We start from the raw sequence: 20,620 nt of genomic DNA, 5'->3' as shown, positions 1-20,620 counted from the left end.
TCCTTAATCCGGGATGCCGATGTCTGTGGACGGCTGCGGCGGCTTCTTCAAGACCCCACGCAGGAACATCGGCGCCACAAAGCCGACAACAGCGGCGATCCACAGCCCGATGGCGATGGGGGACGAGAACAGATAGGTCCAGTCGCCATCCGACAGCACCATGGCGCGGCGCATGTTGTCTTCCATCGCGTTGCCCAAGAGGATGCCGAGGATCACGGGCACGGTCGGGATATCCAGCTTGCGGAACAGCCAGCCCATGACCCCGAAGGCCACCATCAGCATCATGTCGAAGGACGATCCGGTCAGCGAGTAGATGCCGACAAAGGCGATCATCGTCACACCCGGCAGAAGCACCCAGCTTGGCACCTGCAGGATTTTCACAAACACCTTCACCATCGGAACGTTCAGGATCAGCAGCATGAAGTTGGCGATCAGCAATGATGCGATCAGCGACCACACCACCTCGGGCCGTTCGGTGAACAGCAGCGGGCCGGGGGTGATGTTGAGCGTGAGCAGCAGCGCCAGCAGAACGGCGGTGGTGCCGGACCCCGGCACACCCAGAGTCAGCATGGGGATCAGCGCGCCACCGGCGGCGGCGTTGTTGCCCGCCTCGGGCGCGGCCACGCCGTTGGGGTTGCCCTTGCCGAAGGTGGATTTGTCCTTGGCCGACGATTTTTCGGTCATATAGGCGAGGAACGACCCCAGTGACGCGCCAGCCCCCGGCAGGATGCCGGCGACAAAGCCGATGCCCGACCCGCGCAGCATGGCATAGCGGGTGGACCAGAGCTTGGCCCAGTTCACGGTGATCTTGCCCAGCTTGACGCCGATGGCGCTGTCCTTGCCATGGGTTTCGATGAAGTGGAACACTTCGGCCACGGCAAACAGCCCGACGATGGCGACAAGGAAATCAACCCCGTCCATCAGGTGCATCTCGCCGAAGGTGAAGCGTGGCATGCCGGTGGTCTTGTCCAGCCCGATCATCGAGATGCCCAGACCGATGGCGGCGGCAAGCGCTGCCTTGGCCTGATTGTTTGACCCGATGCCGCCAAGGGTGCAGAACGCGAGCATGTACAGCGCGAAGTATTCGGCAGGGCCGAACTTGAACGCGACCTGCGCCAGCATCGGCGACAGGAACATCAGGCCGATGGTGGCAAGAAAGGCACCGACAAACGACGCCACACCCGAGATCACCAGAGCATCCGACGCAAAGCCCTGTTTGGCCATCGGATAGCCGTCCAGCGTGGTCATCATCGCAGGCTCGTCACCCGGAATGTTCAGCAGGATCGAACTGATCCGCCCGCCATACATCGCGCCGTAGTAGACCGAGGTGAGCAGCACCAGCGCCGGGATCGCCGAGAGGCCCATCGAGAACGAGATCGGGATCAGCAGTGCCACGCCGTTTGATGGACCAAGGCCGGGCAGGGCACCGATGATGGTGCCGACAAAGCAGCCGATCAGCGCCAGCATCAGCGTATAGGGGGTCAGGGCGATGCCGAAGCCCATCGCCAGATTTGCGAAAATATCCATGGGGTGTGGTCCTCTGGGTCAGCCCATCAGGGCGCGGGGAAGGCCTTGCAGACCCAGCCCGAGGATGAATTTGAACAGCACGAACAGCCCGATGCCAAGGCCAAGGCCGGACAATGCCGCCGGAACCGGTCGGGGGTTGATCTGCCAGGACAGGATGCCTGCGGCGATCACGGTGGGGATGATGAAGCCCAAAGGCTGAATCAGCATGGCATAGCCCAGCAGAACGGCGAGGGCCAAGATCATCTGCAACAGCATGCCGCCGACGGGCCAGTGCACCTCGGGGTCGGGGCGCAGGATCATGACCAGACAGGAGATCATCACAACGCCTGCGACCATATAGGGAAACACACGCGGCCCCACCGGGTCGGACAGGAACGAGGTCTGGATGGTCATGGCGCTGAGGATATACCCCAGCGCCACGATCATCATGACCACACCAAAGATGCGGTCGGCGCGCATCATTGGATCAGCCCGATTTCTTTGGAAATTTCGGTGATTTCAGCAATGTTTTCGTTGATGAACGTCTCGAACTCGGCACCGATCAGGGTATAGGGGGCCAGACCGTTTTCGGTCATCACCTTCTGCCATTGCTCGGAATCGGCCACCTTTTGCAGGGTGTCGGTCCATTTGGCGTAATCCTCATCGGAAATGCCCTTTGGCACATAGATGCCGCGCCAGTTCATCGCGACCATGTCGATGCCCTGCTCTTTCGCGGTCGGGATGTCTTCGAATCCGGCCACGCGCTCATCTGACAGGACCGCCAGAGCGCGCACGTCGCCCGAACGGATGAAGCCCTGGATTTCCGAGATGTCGCCGGTCATGGCTTGCGTGAAGCCGCCCACGGTCTGGGTGATGGCATCCGCGCCGCCGTCAAGACCGATGTATTTCACCGCACGCGCATCGCCGAACCCGGCGCGGTCGAGCAGCATCAGCACCTTGAGGTGGTCAAAGCCGCCCACTGCCGAGCCACCGGCAAAAGCGACCTTGGACGGATCGGCCTTCACCGCCTCGACCAGATCGTTGATGGTTTGCAGCGGGCTGTCCTTGGCCACAACGATCACACCCGGATCACCGCCGATGGTGCCGACCCAGCGGACCTGATCAGCGGTCATGCCGCCAAAGGCGTTCTGAGCCAGACGGGTGGTGGTGGCCGAAGAGGCGGCAACGAAGGTATTGGGATCGGCGTTGCGCTGGCCGACGACATGGGTATAGGCGATGCCGCCACCGGCGCCGGCCATGTTGGTGACTTGCACCATGTTCGGCGACAGGCCGGTTTCCTGCATGATGTTCGCGATCTGGCGGCAGGTGAAGTCCCAGCCGCCGCCGGGGTTGGCGGGCGCGATGCATTCGGTGGCCATCGCCGATGTGGTGATGCCAATGACGGCGGTTGCGCTGAGAGCCAGCGTCTTGATGGTTAGTCGCATGTAAGTCCTCCCGAGACTCAAGATGTCAGGCAGCCCGTGTTTTCCTCGTGACGCACGGGTCTTGCAGGACATACACAAAGCTGGAAAGCTGACACGAACCTGTCATGCGCAAATTTTCTGTGCAGGGTGAGAACAGGCAAACGGGGGTGCTGTGCGGTTCCTGCTGGTCGAAGACAATGCAGATCTGGCCGCATCGGTCGCGGCGCGGCTGGGGCTGGAAGGGCATGGCGTGGACCATGCCGGCACATTGGCCGAGGCGGAGGAATTTCTGCTGTCGGCGTCTTACGATCTGATATTGCTGGATATCATGCTGCCGGATGGGGACGGGCGGGATTTTCTGGCGCGGCACCGCCGGGCGGAAAGACAGACCCCGGTGATCGTGATGACGGCGCGGTCTGCGGTCAGTGACCGGGTGGATGCGCTGGACACCGGGGCGGATGATTACATCACCAAGCCGTTCGATTTTGCCGAGCTGGAAGCGCGGTGCCGGGCGGTGTTGCGGCGCAAGGGCGGGTCGGTGCAGACCTTTCGCCGATTTGGCGACCTGAGTTTCGACCCGCTGGCGGCCACTGTGGTCATTGCCGGCGAATCGCGGGATCTGCGATCGCGCGAGGTGCGGTTGCTGGAATTGTTCCTGAATGCGCCGGGGCGTATCCTGTCGAAAGAGCATCTGTGCGACCGGCTGTTTTCATTCTCGGAACCGGTGACCGACAATGCGATCGAGGTCTATGTGGGCCGCTTGCGCAAGAAACTGGCGGGCAGTGAGGCCCGGATCGAAACCGTGCGGGGCCTTGGCTACCGCCTGACCGACGGTTGAGGCGTGCCGGGTCGCGACAGCGGGCGGGAAAAGGTGCTGCGGGCCCCGTCGCTGCGCCGCAGGCTGGTGGTGCAACTGCTGGTGCTGGCGGCGGTGCTGGCGCTGGTGTTGTCGCTGGCGGTGCAGGTCGGGGCCGGTCGCGCGTCGCAAGCAACATTGGATGCGGTGCTGGGCGCGGCGGCACAGGGCATGGCGGAAGAAATGCGCGCCGAAGAAGGGGGCGTTGTGATCGACATGCAGCCCGCGACCCTGTCGATGCTGGCCGCGATGGGAGAGGAGCGCATCTTCTACCGGGTCGACATCGGCGGGTTGACGGTGACGGGATATGGCGATCTGCCTTTGCCGGGCCGGTTGCCCACGGCCCTGACCCCGGTGTTCTATACCGTGCCGTTCCGCGAGGCGCAGATCCGGGTGGCGGCGGTGGCAAGGTCGCTGCGGGTGGATGGCCGGGCCGCACCGGCGCTGGTGCTGCTGGGCCAGACGCGCGAGGGGCAGGAGGCGATTGCCGCACGGCTGGGGCTGCAGGCAGCAGCTCTGGGGCTGGCAGTGTTTCTGGCGGCAATTCCGCTGGCGCTCTTGGTCGCGCGCAGCCTGACCCGCCCGATCGATCTGCTGGCCGAGGCGGTGGGGCGGCGCGGCCCCCGCGATCTGCGCCCGGTGCGCCACCCGGCCCCGCGTGAATTGCAGCCCTTTGTCACCGCGCTGAACAGTTTCATCGGGCGGCTGCGCGGCACGCTGAGCCAGACCGAGACCTTTATTGCCGAGGCCGCACACCACATCCGCACCCCCCTGGCGGTGATGCGCAACGAGGCCGAACTGGCGCTGCGCCAGTCGAGCGAGGAAGACACGCGCGCGCGGCTGCGCGGGCTGATCCGGTCGGCCGATGATGCGGCGCGCTCGGCCGGGCAGTTGCTGGACCATGCCACCGTGCTCTACCGTGCCGATCAGGCGGATTGGGCCAAGCTGGATCTGGCGGCGATGACGCGGGCGGTGGCTGCGCGCCTGGCCCCGGCGGCGGGGATGAAGGATATGGATCTGGTGCTGACCATTCCCGCGGTGCTGACCTGCGAGGGCGATGCGGTGCTGATCGAGGCGGCTTTGCGCAACATCCTGGACAATGCGATCAAGTATTCACCACCGGATTCGGTGGTCGAGGTGTCGGCGCTGGCCGAGGGGCCGATGGCGGTGGTCACCGTGGCGGACCGGGGCAGGGGGCTGGGCGGCACAGAGCCGGACCGCCTGCTGCGCCGGTTCCGTCGCGGTGACAATGTGGGTGATGTGATGGGGTCGGGTCTGGGCCTGACCATTGTCGAAGAAGCAGCCGGCGCGATGGGGGGCACCTTCCGCCTGCGCGCCCGGCAGGGGGGCGGCGCATGCGCGGAATTCTGTTTGCCACTGGCCTGATCTGCGGCCTGATCTTCAGCGCCGCCGAAACCCTGGCCTTTGAGGTCGAGGCGACACAGGTGTTTGGCCCCGCCGATCCGCAGCGGGTGCTGTCGGTGTTGTCGACCACCGATATCGCGGTGCTGGCGCCGGTGATCACCGGCTATCTGGCGCGCAATCCCGGACTGGGGCTGACCTATGTGATGGCAACCAGCCAACAGGTCCACCGCGCCATCGCCGAAGACGCGGCGGCGTTTGATCTGGTAATCTCATCGGCGATGGATCTGCAGGTCAAGCTGGCCAATGACGGCTTTGCCTTGCCGCTGCCCGAAGATCTGATTGCGGGCCACCCGTCCTGGGCCCGCTGGCGCAATCTGCTGGTGTCGGTGGCGCAGGAGCCTGTGGTGCTGATCCTGTCGGATCAGGCCCTGCTGCCGGGGGAGCCGGTGCCGCGCACCCGGCGCGAGCTGATTGCGCTGTTGCGTGACAATCCGGACCGCTTCCGCGGGCGCGTGGGCACCTATGACCCGGCGGTTTCGGGCGTGGGCTATCTGTTCGCGGCGCAGGATGCGCGGTTGTCCGATACTTTCTGGCGGCTGGCCGAGGTGATGGGGCGGCTGGACGCGCAGCTGTTCTGCTGTTCGGTCGATATGATCGAGGCTGTGAGCGAAGGCCGCCTGCTGGTGGGCTATAACGTGCTTGGGATCTATGCCGGAAGCGCGGATGTGGACCGTGTCACCGTTGTGGAGCTGGAGGATTTCACGCTGACGCTGCTGCGCACCGCTTTGGTCCCGCAAACCGCTGCCGCGCCGGGAGCCGCGACCGATTTTCTGCGCTACATGCTGTCGGCCGATGGTCAGGCGCTTATTGCCAGCGGTGACGGGCTGGTGACTGTCGAAGGGGCGGCCTTTGACCGCAACCCGCACCTGCGCCCGATCCGGCTGGACCCGGGGTTGCTGGCCAATCTGGACCCGATGTCGCGCAGCCGCTTTCTGGCCGAATGGCGCGCCGCGATGGAACAGCCCTGACCAGAACGGCCGCCCGACAGAGCGCCACAGAATATTTCGACACAGCCCCTTGCCCCCGCCGCGCCGCCTCTTTAAACGGGTCAGTGGAGTGGTGGCCGAGTGGTCGAAGGCACACCCCTGCTAAGGGTGCAGNCCGCCGCGCCGCCTCTTTAAACGGGTCAGTGGAGTGGTGGCCGAGTGGTCGAAGGCACACCCCTGCTAAGGGTGCAGACGGCAACGTCTCGAGGGTTCGAATCCCTTCCACTCCGCCAATGACCATTGATTTTATTGACTAATTTAGCGTTTTTCGGGGTATACCCCACATCACACCCCACCACCTGAAAACGCTTGGCGATGTGGCACATGGCGTCGATTGGCCGAACCTTTTTTGGTCCCGTTTATGATGGATGGGCAATCCACCCCGGTCCTTCGTGGTGTCGCAGGGAAGGATCGAATACCCCCCCCCCCCCCCCCCCCCCCCCCCCCCCCCCCCCCCCCCCCCCCCCCCCCCCCCCCCCCCCCCCCCCCCCCCCCCCCCCCCCCCCCCCCCCCCCCCCCCCCCCCCCCGGCCCAGAAGCTCCATTTTGTGGACAAGCAAATTTTGCAGCAACCTCCGGTCCTGTGTCGGCTGCGGCCAAGGATTGAGCATCCCCCCTAATCGTATGCGGCAACAGCCTTCGTCCAGCCCGTTAACGCTTGCGTCAACTTGCAGAAGGTGTCGTTTTCCTTTGTGCGGCCTCCGTGCCGCCACATCCCGTTGCTCTTTCCGTCGGGTGCGCCTCCCCGTGCGCCATGCATCCGACATACTGTCCACCCTCTCACGGCTGGGCCTTTGCATCCCTCACCACTTCGCTTTGAAGTCGCGCTACATCGGGGGGCTTCTTGTAGGTGGAAAGCATGATGGGAGTTTTTCACTTGGTGTCTTCCCCTGTTTGTTGACTCACAGGCTATGGTGGCGAAACTGGCCATCAACCTACGTCACCTAGCAATTGTGGAGATTTCAATGAGAATGCGCCAAGCACTTACGATGATATCCGCGCTTACTTTTCTCGTGGTAGGGTTTGCAAAGGCGGAAACGGTTGATGTGAAGTATCAAGGTAGGGTATCGCTGCATACGTTCGATTGCGCGCCCACCAAACCGTCGAGCTTAGTTAAGCGTTTGTGCTTTGACGAAGCGCGTTCCTATCTGTTGGTTGATTTGACAGGCACATTCTATCACTACTGCGCAGTTGATCCGGAGACAGTTTCCGAATGGCGATCTGCTTCTTCGCTAGGACGGTTTTATAACGATAACATCAAAGGCGGACAGTTTGATTGTCGGGTGCAGGGCGTCCCAGACTAACAACATAGGGGTATTCTGGGGCCAGTTTGCCAAGGAGCAAACGGAGTGCATGTCACACAAACCACTCGGGCGCATGGGGTTGTCGTTGGTTTTCATTGACCACCCCCTCCCCCATGCGTCACCGCTCCAACAATCGCCTGACCGCCCGCGTTGACCGTGACGTGTTCCACAGTGACCCTTTGTTGCCCTCCGGTGCGGTATCGCTTTAAGGCCTCCAGTTGCATCGCCTAGGTGCGGGCCATCTAGTTCAATGCCCGTTTGGCAGCGTCTTGGTGCGGGATGGTTTCGACGTGACTGAGTCGTTGCGCCATGTTCATTCTCGCCGCGTGGACCATATCAGAATTTCTTGCAAGGTTCGTCCCCGCGCAGATTGGTCAGTCTCTGCCCGAAGCCAACATTTTGATCGAAAGATGGTGCGCGCCTTGGAGTACTGTCCCCAACCGCCGAAAAGCATCGTCCCGATGGACCCGAGGCCCCTTATGCAATAAGGTTCAATTAAGACCATTCGGTGGTAGCAGTCCACTAGTCTGGCAAAGCAGAGAAATCACTATGACAACGATCAGCTTTTTTGCTCGTCAGGATTCCATCACGGCCAACAACGCCGTGCTAAACCCGATCGGCACAAACCAGGCGCCGACGACCACAATCACCTTCACCGACAATGGCGGCACCGGTGACCTCTTGCTAGATAGCAATGGTGGGATGGTCGACCCGGATACACAGATCATTATCAACGGGGTGACCTACAACTTCTCGCTAAAACTTGTTGGCAAGTTTCCTGTGGGCAGCCCGCAAGTTCCAGACGTCCTCGAAGGCAAGCAGGTCGCACTAATCACAGTAGCCATGGGAAACCAGACCCGGGAATACTTCTTTGTAACAGATGGGACAGCTACGCTGGCTCAAATGAATGGTATCGGAAATGGAGCTATTCCGCTCGACGCGCTCAATACAAATCCGCCGCCGTTCTACCCCTGCTTTTGTGCCGGTACGATGATTGAAACCCCATCTGGTCGTCGATCAGTCGAAACCCTCTCGGCGGGTGACTATGTTCTAAACGACCTCGGGGAGGCATGCCAAATCATGTGGGTCAGCAAGAGCACCATTTCCCTTTGCAATTTGCGCGACAACCCGAACCTTGCGCCGATCCGTATCCCGGCTGACGCTTTCGGAGCGGCGCTTCCCACAACCGACCTTTACGTTTCACCACAGCATCGCGTCGTGCTCGAAGGCACACGAGCCGAATTGTTCTTCGGAGAACCCCGGGTTTTTGCAGCAGCCAAGCACCTTGTCGGCACTTACGCAGAAACCGAAGAACCAACATCAGATATTGAGTACTTCCATATACTAACCGAAGACCACGAAATTGTTCTTTCAAACGGATTGCCAACGGAAACCTTTCAACCTGCCCGGCGCACCATCGACGTAATGCTTCCCGCTGCACGCAAAGATTTGGAAGGTGTCCTGTCAGTACTAGGACGCAACGATATGTTTGCCCGCCCGGATGCGCTTCCCAGTCTCAGACGCGGAGAGGTACGACTGCTTGCCGAGGAAATGTATCGACACGCCCCTGATTTTGCGCTCACCGGGCTACGAAAAGAGGCCCCCTCCGTCCGCGTACCGCTGTAAGCCAGCCTCCCCGGAGTTTCGCCCATCGTAGCCCGAAGCTTCGGCGCTACACGACGGCGGCACCTCATTCGGTTAGGGGGAATAGTAACCGGGCAAAATGGTTCCGTCTGCCACTTTCAGACCGGGGAAAGCCTCGGCAAAGGCAGAGGCATCATGCGGACAGCGAAAGTAAAGGGCTATGCGGTCGCGTCCGCCATGTCCGCCGCCCCCGTGCAGCGCATAGCTTGCTTTGCCTATCTTGCGGTCGAGCCAACTATGCATGGGAGCCATGAGGCGACCGAACCCGTATGAGGGAACATAAAGCCAAAGGCGCACCGGGAAAGCGCGTTCATCAGCCTTTGCTTGTGGTTCTGTGCGCCGACTTATACAGCGTGAACAAACATAGAACATTCTGGGGTGCAACCGAATTACAGTCGCACTTCCTGCAGACAGAGCGTGCATAGGCGCTCTCTCGCCTTATGCTCCCATCATTTTAATAGGATTTGGCCTGCCATCGGCAGAAGCTCCAATGGAACGTTCACAAGCCTCTGGTCTATTGGATCCCACACTAGGCGCTGTTGAACGGAGAATTGGCGAAGCTGTAGCCATCTGCCCACCGGAAAGCCGTTGCTCCCCGCCCAAGCCCTGCCGAAGGCGTCCTCGCAGGCTTCCTTGGTAAACTTGATTTCCCGGAACCCCCGAAGATGCACCGTCATTGCTACCGTGGTTCGAGTTACGAAGAACCGGTCGCGGATAAATGACTGAAACTGCAAAACAAGTCCGTCTAAGGTGATGCCAACCCCTACGCGCAAATACGGGGGAAACGGGCCGTCATACCCGAAATTGAACCGCTCCCAGCCATTGGCTAGGAGCGTTTCGAACAGGGTAGTGCCATTGTCTGCCTTGCTGTCGTTGTATTCCATCTTTCACCCCGAAGTCCGCTTCTAGAAACCTAGGCGAAGGCACAGCCCTGCAGCAGCAGGCGGCTCGAAACCAGCCCCATGTCATCAAGGCTTCTGGTGCTAGCAGAAACCAAAAGCCAAGCTTCCACAAACTGCTTTTGAAGTCCTTCGTCCCGAGCGTCCGAAGGGGTTAGGAGCACAATTACATTGGCGCGTCCGTAATCCGCTGCCGCAGCAAAATCGATGGCAGGACGGCCCAAGACCGTATTTGGCCGGAGTGCGATGCCGCAACCATCACCGCGACAACCTGCCACTCCGTACCCTGACGATGCAACAGCGGTGCGCCCGAGTTTCCCGAAATGACTGAGCAGTCAAACCCTATCAGTCCCGGCAACGTGGTGTGCGGGATGCAAGCTAGCGGGGGCGCTGGTTGAGAGGGGTTGTCACGGCGGAAGGCGTGTAGAGTGAAAGCCCTGTTTTCTGTATGGTCTGCCGAAGAAGCGAGCGACAGTGGGGACGCTTCATCGGGGGAAAACGGTTGATCAAGGACTACCAGAGCAACGTCCTCCGTCAGTCCTGCCAGACCGGCCATCTGAGCTGGGCTGGTCAGGATTACGTGCCGTCCCCGCCGATATCCGGCGGGAATGCCTGAAGCCCAACCGGCCTCGAAACGCAAAGACGCAGGATTGTCAGCGGCTCCCCTTACACAATGCGCCGCTGTTAGTACTAGATTTGGGGCAACCAGCGCGCCGCTGCAGATCGCACTCCCCAGCTGGGGGGCATCGCTGTAGGTGATGCGTCCGACAGCCGAGGGTATATCTTGCGCTACCGCCGCAAAACTTGTTGCTAGCAATACAAGCCCGGCAAGAGGGTTTCTGAGCATCTTCCAGCATCTTTCCAAAGTGTCTCGCAATAGCGAATGAATAAGCGGTCGTAGGACAGAATTTTCTGGCGACTACTGCCGCAGATTGCCCTCTACAGATCACCGCAGACCTTGCGAGCCATCTGGGCTAGTTCCGCGACGAGGTGGCGGATCAATGCCGTCTCTGTCCTTCGTCCACCGTGCCGCCACATCCCGTTGCGCTTGCCTTCTGGTGCGCCTCCCCGAGCGCCATGCATCCGGCAAACTGACCAGCCTTTCACAGCGGGGCCATTGCAGCGGCATCCGGTCGCTTTGGTCCGTGCCGTACAACGGGGGGCATCTGCAAGGCGCTGGGCGGGGCGCATGGGGTTGTCGGCGTTTTTCATTGACTGCCCCTCCCCCCTGTTGGTTTGTCGCTGCATTGCTTTACACCTTTGCGAACGCCGCGCGATACTGGCTTGGCTTGATTGGAGTTGGACACATGCGCATTCTTTCTGCTGTTTTGCTTGCTGCCTTGCCTGCAACGGCCTCGGCCCAACTTTCTGACGGAGCCATCATACGCTGCGGTGCATCCTCGGGACACTCTTTTTTCTTCAAAGGTACCATGAACCCGAGCGGTCCAAACTGGGACGCGGATGGGATATCCAGTGGAAAAATAGTCCTCATTCGTCTGGGCGATGAATGGGACATACAGTTCGATGATTTTGCCGGGTCATCTGGATATCGTCAGGATGGAGCAAAAGTTTTTCCATTGATGGAAACCGATAGTTTGCTGACTGTAGGAGCTTTTAACGCGCAGTACGTGGATATCTACACCTTTGATTTGGCAAACAAGGTGGTTGGCTGGACCAGCAACAAACACGGTCCCATCACGCCGAAAAGTGCTGCGTACAGCGCGACCTGTGACTAACGGACCTTTTCGGATTCAGCGCACTTCCCCCTTGTCTGTGCTGACAGCCCCTACAATCGCCTGCCCGCCCGCCTTATTGTCGAAAACGTCAATATGCGTGGAACGAAAGCAGCCGCCGACAGTTCTATCTCTGCAAGCGCTTCCCTGCGCTGGCGACTGTCCCTTAACTGTCCCTAGGGGCGCGCCCGGTCCCCACCAGCGCGCCCCATCTTTTTCGGTCATTGGCCTGTTAAAAATTTTGCCCAAAGGCCCGCTATTTGCGTCAGCAAGCGAATTTCCTGGATCTGTTTTGTGCGCCCACCATGTCGCCACATGCCATTGCGCTTACTTTCAGGTGCGCCGCTGCCCGTGCCATGAAACCGGCATACCTGAAGGCCTTTGACTGCCGGAGCCTTGCATCTTTCCCCACTGCGCTTGGACTTCGCACAGCATCGGGGGGCATCTATCAGCCTTTGCGCAAGGTTCATGGGGTTGTCGTCACTTTTTATTCTGCCCCCCACCCCCATGCGCGACAGTCCCTACAATTGCCTGACCGCCCGCGTTGACTGTGACGTGTTCCACAGTGACCCTCTGTTGCCCCCCGGTGCGGTATCTCTTTAAGGCCTCCATCTGGGTTGCGAAGGTTCGGGCCAGCTTGTTCAAGGCGCGTTCGGCGCTGTCCTGTTGCTGGATGGTGTCAACGTGATTGAGCCGCCGCGCCATCATCATCGTCGCGGCATGGATGGCCCCCATCTGGGTTGCCAGCATGGCCTCCAAAGCGTCGCGGGGTTCAACTGACCTCACAACAGCCATGACAAAGTTGGAAGCTGTGCTGTCGATCTTTTGCCCCTGTGACCCAAGGCAAGCGATATGCCCCAAAAGCCCGCTGTGAAAGTCGCTGTCAGTCACCCCGATATCTGCCAGCTGCAAGAGCGTGGCGATTTCGACAGCGTCGGCTTCAAAGCCAATGTGCAGCGCCTTGTCCTTCATGGTCAATTTCATGGACGGGGCGGCGCAGTTTTCTTGCATGGCCTTTGCGGTCTTTTGCAGCCGTTCGCGCTGGGCAACGGGCAGGCGGTCGATGCTTTCGGAAAGCGCGGTGTCTTGGGTGGTGGTCAACTTTGGCATCGGGTGGCCTCTTTGATTGTTGGTGTGATTTCAGGCGTCATATCTAATCTTAGACCTCCCCCCTGCTTTTCCCGCCTGACAGGGCAGGGGCCAGCGTTGCCACGTTTGCGGCGTCGGCCATGCCGGGGCGAAGGCGGGCCAAGGCAAATGTCTGGTGCATCGCTCCGGCCTTGTGATTGCCGACCTGCACCACCAGCCCAGCGCCTTGCAGCGCGCGCCGTGCCGCCCGCAACCGGGGCACTGACAGCCGGGTGCGCCCCGATGCCCGCATGGCCTTGAAGTCCAGAACAAACCGCTTGCCGGGTGTGTGGCCGTGCATGTCGTTCAACAGCACATAAAGCGCGATGGCATCGGCATCATTCGGCAAACCGCGCAGGGCATCCAATGCCAGCCGATGCAGAGGAAAGGCGCTGTCGCGGCCTGAGAATAGGCGGTTTTCGAGTCGCGCCTTCCATGCCCATGCCGCAATCGCGCGCAGTTCGCTGTCGGGCATGGTCGCGGCATCCTCGCAAAGGCTTTCCCTGACCGCCGCAAGGTTGCCTGCCAGTTCTTCGGCGCTGTCCACATATTCGATCATCCGTATCGCCTCTCTGACCAGCGTGGCATGGCGATGGCCGACCGGGATGGCTCCGGCCTCCCCGCCTTGCAGATCCCCGCGCGCAGTCGCTTGCGATGCGCGCAACAGGGGCAAACCATCCGTGCCCAGCAAACCCTTGGCAGGGATATACAGGCCCCCGTCTGGGCGCTGCGACAGCGGGCCGACCACATAGGACCGCGCCCCGGTCTTGATATCCACGGGCAAGCCTTCGCCGCGAAGGTTCGGGACCTTGCCTGCCGCCCGATAATACAGATGCCGCCCGCGCGGGGTTTTCACATGGACAGGCGACGGGCCAAAGCGGGCTTCCATCGCCGTGACAAGTTCGGCGCTGTCGGTGTCGCAGTCGATCACCGCCAAGCCATCCAGCCGCACCCCATAGACCTGTGAGCCAGTCCGGTGCATGGGTGCCAGGATACGACCAAGGCCCAGCGCGGGGCCTGACCAAGCGCGCAAGAGCGGGGCCTTGCCATCCTCCCCGCCACCCAGAGGCAACAGGGGAAAACCCGCCCGCACAAGGCGGGCAAGTTGGTTGCGGATAGCGTCCGGCAAGACGGGATTGCGCAGGGCGGTCATGTCATCACCCCCCAGACCAGCGCGGCCACAGCCTGTGCTTGCGCCTCTGTCAGGCCATGCAGGCGGCGCAGGTAAAGGATTTGCAGCCGGTTCATGCTGTGCCCTCCGGTGCCAGCCGCGCCGCGCTGGGCGGATAGGTCAGGCGCTCCAAGAGCGTGCCGGGGCGCAGGCTGTAATAGGCGACGTTCTCCGCGCCCCGATATTCCACATCAATCGGCCACTCATATTTGGACCGCAACAGATGGATGATTGCGCCCAGTCGCCAGCCCCTTACCTCTCGGATTTCGGTTTTGTGCGATATCGTGCGGCCATCGATCAGCGCCTTGCAGCACCAATACACTTGGCTTTCACTGGAAAACCATTGGTCTTGTTTGGTCATGTTCTGCCCCTCGGCAATTGCTACCGCAGGCAGGGGGTGGTAATGTTCGGGCACGCCAAATGCCCCACAATGAACACAAGCCGCCGCCCCGCCGGGTGGCGGTTTCATTATGCGGCATTCATGGCTTTGGATGCTTCCCAAGCCTCAATCTCTGACAGCTTCCAGCGGCAACAGCCGGGGGTCAGCTTGATTGAACGGGGAAAGGTCGGGTCAGTCTTTTGCCAACGGCGCGGGGTCAGATAGTGGACGTTGAACCGTTCGCCAAGTTGGCGGTCGGAAAGGTAGGTCTCGGCCATAGTTCGCCCTTTCAAGCGAAGGGGCGCAACAGAATCGTTGCGTTGCCCCAGTGGGCCGTGTTGAAAAAGGGTGTCTCGGAAGGACAACCGCCCTGCGTTCGCTCTAGCCAGCGGCGCGGGGCAACCAAGCGCCAACACGTTTGCGCTTAATTCCTGTTGATTGTGAACGTTAAGCCGAACCGAACGCAACCCAGCGTAACCGGCGGGATAACTCTATGGATAACGATTGTTGGGCGCTAAATGCATGAAGAAAACGAGCTCCCGGCATCACATTTAGTGATGGCCTAGGCTACTTGGTGCTCTGAGGCGATTCGGGGGCCAGATTTGTGCTCATGTTGTGCCCGGGGTTATGCCCATTAAAAATGTCGGAAGCATGTTAGCCCAATTTCACAACTTTCCCGCGCAGGGCGGTGCCAGCCACAAAATCCGCCCATTCGCCCATCATCCGCCGCCGCTTCTCAATCATATCGCCGCGCCGATAGGCGGCTTCTACCGCATTGCTGATGCGGTGCGCCAAGGCGACCTCTGCCATTTCGCCGGGAAAGGTGGTGCGTTCGGCCACCCAATCGCGGAACGTGCTGCGCAGACCGTGCGGCACGGCGGGGCGCTTTGACGTGCGGTCGATGAAGCCTGCGTTGCCGCTGGCAATTTCGGCTTCATGCATCCGCTTCATGGTGGCCGACAGCGTCATGTCTGACAGTTGCCCGCCCCGTGCCGCCGGAAACACCAGCGGGTTGCCATCCAGCCGGGGCAGGGCCTCTAGCAGCGCCACAGCGCGGGCCGACAGGGGAACGCGATGTTCCTTGCCCATTTTCATCCGCGCGCCGGGGATGGTCCAGATCCCCGCTTTCAGGTCGATTTCATCCCATGCCGCGCCCCGAATCTCTTGCGACCGTGAAGCGGTCAGAGCCAGAAACTCCACCGCCCGCGCGCCAAAGCCTTCACGGGTCTGCAAGGCTGCAAACCATGCAGGCACATCGTCCAAGGCCAAGGCGGGGTGGTTGCCTTCGGTGGCGACCTTGTTCGGCGCGGGCAACAGTTCTTTCAGGTTGCCAGCCCAGCGCGCCGGGTTGTCGCCCGTGCGATGCCCCGCGACGGTGGCCCAAGACAAGACCGCCTCAATCCGACCGCGCAGGCGGGATGCGGTTTCGGTCTTGTTTATCCAATGGGGTTGCAGGACGCGCAGCACGTCTTGCGGTGTGATATCCTGCACCAGCATCTTGCCCAATTCGGGGATGGCATAGGTTTGCAGGGTGTTTTCCCACTGTTGCCGATGCTTGGGGTTCTTGAAGGCATCCAGCTTGGCCGACAGCGCTTTGTCCACCGCCGCCGCAAAGGTCAGGCCCCGGCGCTGTGCCGCCACCAGCGCGGCCTTGGTGGCCTTGCGTTCCTCTACCGGGTCAATGCCACCCTCTATCTTGGCGCGGGCCTCTCGGGCCTTGTCGCGGGCCATTGACAGGGTGATGCCGGGGAAGCCACCCAAGCCGATATCGCGGCGCATGGTGCCGACCATCGCCCGCAAGACCCAAGACCGCCCGTTGTTCGGCGTGAGTTGCAGGTAAAGGCCAGGAACCCCCCCGACCGAAAACAGCACGTTGCGCTTGCCGCCGGGATGGGTAAGGCGCTTCACATCAAGTGCGGTCAGTTCTTCGGCAACTCTTGGCATCGATCTATCCTACATCCTACCCCACATAGGAAATGTAACTGGATGCATCCCATCGCACAAGGCTGCATATGTGGTTTGTGGGGTAGGGCTAGAAAAGCTTGGGCCACTCGCCATTTACACATATGATTAGAAACGGAAATATCGGATACATGGCGGGNAAGGCACACCCCTGCTAAGGGTGCAGACGGCAACGTCTCGAGGGTTCGAATCCCTTCCACTCCGCCACTAAATTCCCGTATCCATTTGAAAATATTGCCTTTTATAGGCGGGAATTTCATTTCATTCCCCACAGTATCCCCCACTCGGCGCTGGCAAGGCTTGGAATGTCCCGGAACAAACCGGACTCCGGCCCCCTTCGAAAAATCTGTGTTAGCACGTTCCTAGGGCTACCCGCGCCGGTCCCTTGTCGGTTCGGCCCAGAGAATACATGCCCCCCCCGGTGCCGATCCCGCTGCCATGGGGGGCGCGAAGTTTTTTTCTGCCCGCTTATGATAGGCAGGCAACCAGCGCCGGTCCTGCTAATAGGACAGCTAGAGCTTTGCTGCCCCCCCCTAGTGCAGTCCTTGGCAGTTTATCAAACGCCCGAAAATTAATCCCTGCATGGCTTGCCCGCCGGTGTCGGTCGACAGGTCGCAGTGAAGATTTTGGCCCCCCTGACCAGTGCCCGCAAAAGGAAGGCCTTCAATAATCGTTCCCAAGGAATGTTGAGTCAGTGCCTTCTATGCCTGCAAAGAAGCCTACTTTAGGCGACTTGAGACCGGCCAAAGCACGCGCGGTCATTCGTCACTTGCCGCCGAAATGAAAAAGGCGCGGACTTAGCCGCGCCTTAAGGGTCTTGATTATGATAAGGCCTTAGGCCTTCTTGCGGCGGCGCAAGAGGGCAAAGCCACCCATTGCCGACAGAAGCAATATCCCGCCCGCTGGCAGCGGCACCGCAGCAGGAACGTCAACAGGCGATCCTGCATACCAGATTGAAGCATGGCTCAAATCGTTTACTGCACCTTTGCCGGGCCCAGTTGTGCCCCAAAGGCCCGCAAGGCCTTCAGATGTATCGAGCTTGAACAACGCGTACTTATTGCCCTGCTTCAGAGCCACCATCATGTTTTCAAAGACGCTGCCAGCTAACGACCGAGTTTGATTGGCGAGCGAGATGGTCGCTTTGCCTTTTCCATCGCCTTTGCCAACTGTCGCGCCGCCCAGCGTCCATCTGGATACCGAAAAGATCGTTCCGAAAACGTTGTTCTTGTCATTGCCGGTAAAGCAGCCAGCATCGGTCACATTGTCAGGCACCCCTTTAGTCAAGGTGTAGGTGACTTTGTTGACCGAACAAGTGGCCGCACTTGCGGCACCGCTTGTGACGGCGAGAGCTGCGACAACAGCCAGTGATTTCATTAGTGTCATAGTTCGCACTTCCTTAAACTAAACTAGGTAAAAAGGGGGCTTCCGGACCGTTTAACTTTACCGACAGTTAGAAGTTCCTTGCCCTGATTTTCCTCCCTGAACCAGTACTTTATGAACACAAGCCGAATTTAGCAGCCCCCGCGTTCGGTCTGGTGTGCAGCGGGAAACAGTTCCCAAGTAGTGCGCGGGTCCTTGTCCTTTTGAGAAACAGCCACTCCGTCTGGTTCCTGCCTAAGCGCTTCGATGCAAGTCTGTTTGAGACTTTGAGGCGTTTGTGATTCGGGCCACACCTCCGCCGCCGTGCGCTTTCGGACTATCCGACCTTGCACAACTACCTTCGTGAGGCGTTGCAAAACTTTGATACTCGCCACCATACGAATGACCGTTGTGCAAGTAAGGATTCCAGATTGGCCACCGCATCAAGCACTGATCGGGTGCAGCGTCTCGGTCAAACGGCCCGACTCCCTTGGCAGCGCCCAAATCTCTCATCTACTCGGTTCACATCAAACGGAAGCCATTTCGAAAATTGGTCTAAGCAGACCAGCCGCGCGAGTTCGTTTACTTTCTTAGCACGCCAGATATGTCGCCGAAGACGGAGCGCTGGGGCCGCGTGCCGAAAGCCCCCAACATTCTCCTTAGAGCGCTGCATCCAGCAACCGCAGAGCGCCATCCGGCAAGGGTCGCTGCAACTGTGCGGCAATCTCAAAAGGTGCTGACAGCCACGTCTCCCATTCATCACGATCTGTCAGAATGACGGGCATGGCCTTGGGGTGCACCTCGCCCACCTCTGCATTGGGCGGGCAGGTGAGAAATGCATAAAGGTCATCGATTGTTGGCCCGTCTTTTACCTTGCGCAGCGATTGCCAGCCGCGCACCTCTATACCGGCAAAGAACATGGGCTTTTCGGCCTCCGCAGGGCCGAACCATTGTTTACCGCCCTTTTTCGGCTCGGCAAATGACGTCACCGGCACAAGGCAGCGGTGCGCAGGGCCAAGCCAGCGCCGCCAGTGCGGGGACGCCAGATTGCGGACATTTGTCACGCCGGGGTCACGCTCGGTCTTCAGAACAGAAGGGGGTGAAGGCATACCCCATCGAGCGCGCACCAGTTCCAGCCCATTGCCTGCGTGGCGCACAATCGGGGCAAGCCGGTCGGGATAGATCGAGCCAGGTTCAAGGTTTCCGGCCGCATCGGACCATTCCAGACCAGTGAAAAGGCGTCGCATCGCTTCTTGGGCGGTTGTCTGGCTGTATAGATTGCACATGTCTGCCTCATCATCAGTCACCACATTTCCTTGCGGCGCATTGGGGGAATAGTATCCGGGCAAAACCGTTCCATCCGCCACTTGCAGATCGGGGAAGGCCTCGGCAAAGGCAGACGCATCATGCGGACAACGGAAGTACAGTGCGATGCGGTCGCGCCCGCCATCTCCACCGCCACCATGCAGCGCATAGCTTGCCTTACCGATGTGGCGGTCAAGCCATTTATACATCCGCATTATCGTGCGACCAAACCCGTTCGGGGGAACCTGGAACCAGATGCGCACCGGGAAAGCACGTTCATCAGCCTTGGATTGCAGTTCGGTTCGCCTTGTCATGCAGCATGAACAAACATAGAACACTTTGGGGTGCAAGTCACATGTTGGCACGTTTTCTGTATGCACGTTGCAATGAGCAATCTGCTTTGATGCCGTGACGCTTTTTCACCCAAATTGAGCAGCCGGAAAAAAATCGAATTCTGTGGAACAAAAGCTGCCGCCGATAGTTAATTTCGGCGAGCGTAGCCATGCGCTCGCTACTGTCCCGAGACTATCCTGAAGGGGCGCGCCGATCTCCCCAGTAAAGCGCGCCCCAACTTTTTGGACATTCTTTGACGCTAGTCTGTTTCGCGCAGAAATTTTGCCCAAAGGCCCGCTGTTCGCGTCAACAAGCGAATTTCCTCGGTCTGTTTTGTGCGCGCACCATGTCGCCACATGCCATTGCGCCTGCCTTCAGGTGCGCCGCCGCCCGCGCCATGAAACCGGCATACTGCCCAGCCCCTGACAGCCGGGGCCTTGCAACCCGTTCCCGTTCTCTTGGATTTGGCGCTGCATCGGGGGGCATCCATCAGCCTTTGTGCGGGGTTCATGGGGTTGTCGTCACTTTTCATTCTGCCCCCCACCCCCATGCGCGACAGCCCCGACAATCGCCTGCCCGCCTGCGTTCACCGTCACATGCTCCACCGTCACCTTTTGCTGCCCGCCAGTGCGGTATCGCTTCAAGGCTTCCAACTGCATGGCATAGGTGCGTGCCAGCTTGTTCAGCGCCCGTTCTGCCGCGTCTTGCTGGGGGATGGTTTCCACATGATTGAGCCGCCGCGCCATCATCATGGTTGCGCTGTGAATTGCCCCCATCTGCACCGCCAAGAGACTTTCCAGTTCGTCACGCGGCTGCACCGCCCGGACAACCGACAGCAGGAAGTTGCTGGCCCCTTGGTCGATCTTGCGGCCATGCGCCCCGATGGTCGCAACCTGACCTGATAACCCTGCAAAGAAATGCGGGTCGCAGGTTGCCATATCGGCCATCAAGAGAATGGCGGCTAAGTCCGGTTCTTCGTGAACGTATCGGATGACCACCGCACCATCTTTGAATTCAACGCCCATTTCCGGCCCATCCGCGCGCGCGCGCGACTTCGCGGCCACCTTGGCAACCTTGGCCCTTTGCGGTTCTGGTAGGCCCTTGCAAAGATCGGTCAGGCTTTCCGTTGGCAGGTCGCCCGCTGCCTTGAATGGATCGGGCTTTGTCGCCTTGATTGTTCGGGATGGTTTCTTGCCGTCCATCGGTG

General features: G+C 60.2%; 20 protein-coding genes and 1 tRNA gene. 7 read left to right on the top strand and 14 right to left on the bottom strand.

Going from position 1 to position 20,620, the window contains the following annotated elements:
* Positions 1-3: 3 nt before the first annotated feature.
* From EEB11_RS02160 to EEB11_RS02150, 3 genes are read right to left on the bottom strand one after another with little or no spacing between them, the layout of a single operon-like run.
* Positions 4-1,527, bottom strand: coding sequence for a tripartite tricarboxylate transporter permease (locus tag EEB11_RS02160; RefSeq protein ID WP_135428754.1), 1,524 nt, complete (start codon positions 1,525-1,527; stop codon positions 4-6).
* An 18-nt stretch (positions 1,528-1,545) separates the two neighbouring features.
* Positions 1,546-1,989, bottom strand: a complete 444-nt coding sequence (locus EEB11_RS02155) for a tripartite tricarboxylate transporter TctB family protein (protein WP_245298731.1) — start codon at positions 1,987-1,989, stop codon at positions 1,546-1,548.
* Positions 1,986-2,951 (bottom strand): Bug family tripartite tricarboxylate transporter substrate binding protein, encoded by a 966-nt coding sequence (locus tag EEB11_RS02150; protein ID WP_135428753.1) that lies wholly within the window; start codon positions 2,949-2,951, stop codon positions 1,986-1,988. Before EEB11_RS02150 ends, EEB11_RS02155 begins: the two co-directional genes overlap by 4 nt.
* 151 nt (positions 2,952-3,102) lie before the next feature.
* Between EEB11_RS02150 and EEB11_RS02145 the strand changes: the two genes are divergently transcribed.
* The 6 genes from EEB11_RS02145 (at position 3,103) to EEB11_RS02115 (ending at position 9,126) form a co-directional block, all read left to right on the top strand.
* Positions 3,103-3,768, top strand: coding sequence for a response regulator transcription factor (locus EEB11_RS02145; RefSeq protein ID WP_135428752.1), 666 nt, complete (start codon positions 3,103-3,105; stop codon positions 3,766-3,768).
* A 3-nt stretch (positions 3,769-3,771) separates the two neighbouring features.
* Positions 3,772-5,172 carry a sensor histidine kinase gene (locus EEB11_RS02140; RefSeq protein WP_135428751.1) on the top strand — a complete coding sequence of 467 codons (1,401 nt, stop codon included), beginning with the start codon at positions 3,772-3,774 and terminating at the stop codon, positions 5,170-5,172.
* Positions 5,142-6,179, top strand: coding sequence for an ABC transporter substrate-binding protein (locus EEB11_RS02135; protein WP_135428750.1), 1,038 nt, complete (start codon positions 5,142-5,144; stop codon positions 6,177-6,179). Before EEB11_RS02140 ends, EEB11_RS02135 begins: the two co-directional genes overlap by 31 nt.
* A gap of 163 nt (positions 6,180-6,342) precedes the next feature.
* Positions 6,343-6,430 (top strand) — tRNA-Ser (locus EEB11_RS02130).
* A gap of 680 nt (positions 6,431-7,110) precedes the next feature.
* The gene (locus EEB11_RS02120; RefSeq protein ID WP_210134364.1) at positions 7,111-7,500 is read left to right on the top strand and encodes a KTSC domain-containing protein; all 390 of its coding nucleotides are present in this window, start codon (positions 7,111-7,113) and stop codon (positions 7,498-7,500) included.
* Positions 7,501-8,049: 549 nt separating this feature from the next.
* Positions 8,050-9,126: a Hint domain-containing protein gene (locus EEB11_RS02115; RefSeq protein ID WP_167852634.1), complete on the top strand. Its 1,077-nt coding sequence runs from the start codon at positions 8,050-8,052 to the stop codon at positions 9,124-9,126.
* A gap of 72 nt (positions 9,127-9,198) precedes the next feature.
* On the opposite strand, the gene EEB11_RS02110 is transcribed toward EEB11_RS02115, so the two are convergent.
* The 3 genes from EEB11_RS02110 to EEB11_RS20290 form a co-directional block, all read right to left on the bottom strand.
* Entirely contained in the window at positions 9,199-9,396 is a 198-nt protein-coding gene (locus EEB11_RS02110) for a hypothetical protein (RefSeq protein ID WP_135428746.1), read from the bottom strand.
* 197 nt (positions 9,397-9,593) lie between these two features.
* Positions 9,594-10,028 carry a hypothetical protein gene (locus tag EEB11_RS02105; RefSeq protein WP_135428745.1) on the bottom strand — a complete coding sequence of 145 codons (435 nt, stop codon included), beginning with the start codon at positions 10,026-10,028 and terminating at the stop codon, positions 9,594-9,596.
* Positions 10,029-10,209: 181 nt separating this feature from the next.
* On the bottom strand, positions 10,210-10,890 hold the full coding sequence (locus EEB11_RS20290; RefSeq protein ID WP_135428744.1) for a trypsin-like serine peptidase: 681 nt from the start codon (positions 10,888-10,890) through the stop codon (positions 10,210-10,212).
* A 460-nt stretch (positions 10,891-11,350) separates the two neighbouring features.
* Here EEB11_RS20290 and EEB11_RS02095 point away from each other — a divergent pair, with 460 nt between their 5' ends.
* On the top strand, positions 11,351-11,779 hold the full coding sequence (locus tag EEB11_RS02095; RefSeq protein WP_135428743.1) for a hypothetical protein: 429 nt from the start codon (positions 11,351-11,353) through the stop codon (positions 11,777-11,779).
* 477 nt (positions 11,780-12,256) lie between these two features.
* Here EEB11_RS02095 and EEB11_RS02090 read toward each other — a convergent pair whose 3' ends face one another.
* The 8 genes from EEB11_RS02090 to EEB11_RS02050 all read right to left on the bottom strand — a co-directional run bounded on the left by EEB11_RS02090 (position 12,257) and on the right by EEB11_RS02050 (position 20,615).
* Positions 12,257-12,886, bottom strand: a complete 630-nt coding sequence (locus EEB11_RS02090; protein ID WP_135428742.1) for a hypothetical protein — start codon at positions 12,884-12,886, stop codon at positions 12,257-12,259.
* A gap of 49 nt (positions 12,887-12,935) precedes the next feature.
* A complete protein-coding gene (locus tag EEB11_RS02085) occupies positions 12,936-14,057 on the bottom strand; it encodes a bifunctional DNA primase/polymerase (RefSeq protein WP_135428741.1) in 1,122 nt (373 codons plus the stop codon).
* A gap of 91 nt (positions 14,058-14,148) precedes the next feature.
* On the bottom strand, positions 14,149-14,436 hold the full coding sequence (locus EEB11_RS02080; protein WP_135428740.1) for a hypothetical protein: 288 nt from the start codon (positions 14,434-14,436) through the stop codon (positions 14,149-14,151).
* Positions 14,437-14,543: 107 nt separating this feature from the next.
* Positions 14,544-14,732: a helix-turn-helix transcriptional regulator gene (locus EEB11_RS02075; protein WP_135428739.1), complete on the bottom strand. Its 189-nt coding sequence runs from the start codon at positions 14,730-14,732 to the stop codon at positions 14,544-14,546.
* Positions 14,733-15,108: 376 nt separating this feature from the next.
* Positions 15,109-16,398, bottom strand: coding sequence for a tyrosine-type recombinase/integrase (locus tag EEB11_RS02070; protein WP_135428738.1), 1,290 nt, complete (start codon positions 16,396-16,398; stop codon positions 15,109-15,111).
* Positions 16,399-17,250: 852 nt separating this feature from the next.
* Positions 17,251-17,799 carry a VPLPA-CTERM sorting domain-containing protein gene (locus EEB11_RS02060; RefSeq protein WP_135428737.1) on the bottom strand — a complete coding sequence of 183 codons (549 nt, stop codon included), beginning with the start codon at positions 17,797-17,799 and terminating at the stop codon, positions 17,251-17,253.
* 635 nt (positions 17,800-18,434) lie between these two features.
* Entirely contained in the window at positions 18,435-19,289 is an 855-nt protein-coding gene (locus EEB11_RS02055) for an SOS response-associated peptidase (protein ID WP_245298730.1), read from the bottom strand.
* Between the two features lie 645 nt (positions 19,290-19,934).
* Positions 19,935-20,615, bottom strand: a complete 681-nt coding sequence (locus EEB11_RS02050; protein ID WP_135428736.1) for a hypothetical protein — start codon at positions 20,613-20,615, stop codon at positions 19,935-19,937.
* Positions 20,616-20,620 lie beyond the last annotated feature (5 nt).

The organism is Pseudotabrizicola sediminis (assembly GCF_004745575.1).
Classification (GTDB): domain Bacteria; phylum Pseudomonadota; class Alphaproteobacteria; order Rhodobacterales; family Rhodobacteraceae; genus Pseudotabrizicola; species Pseudotabrizicola sediminis.
This window is presented reverse-complemented; position numbering and strand designations above follow the sequence as displayed.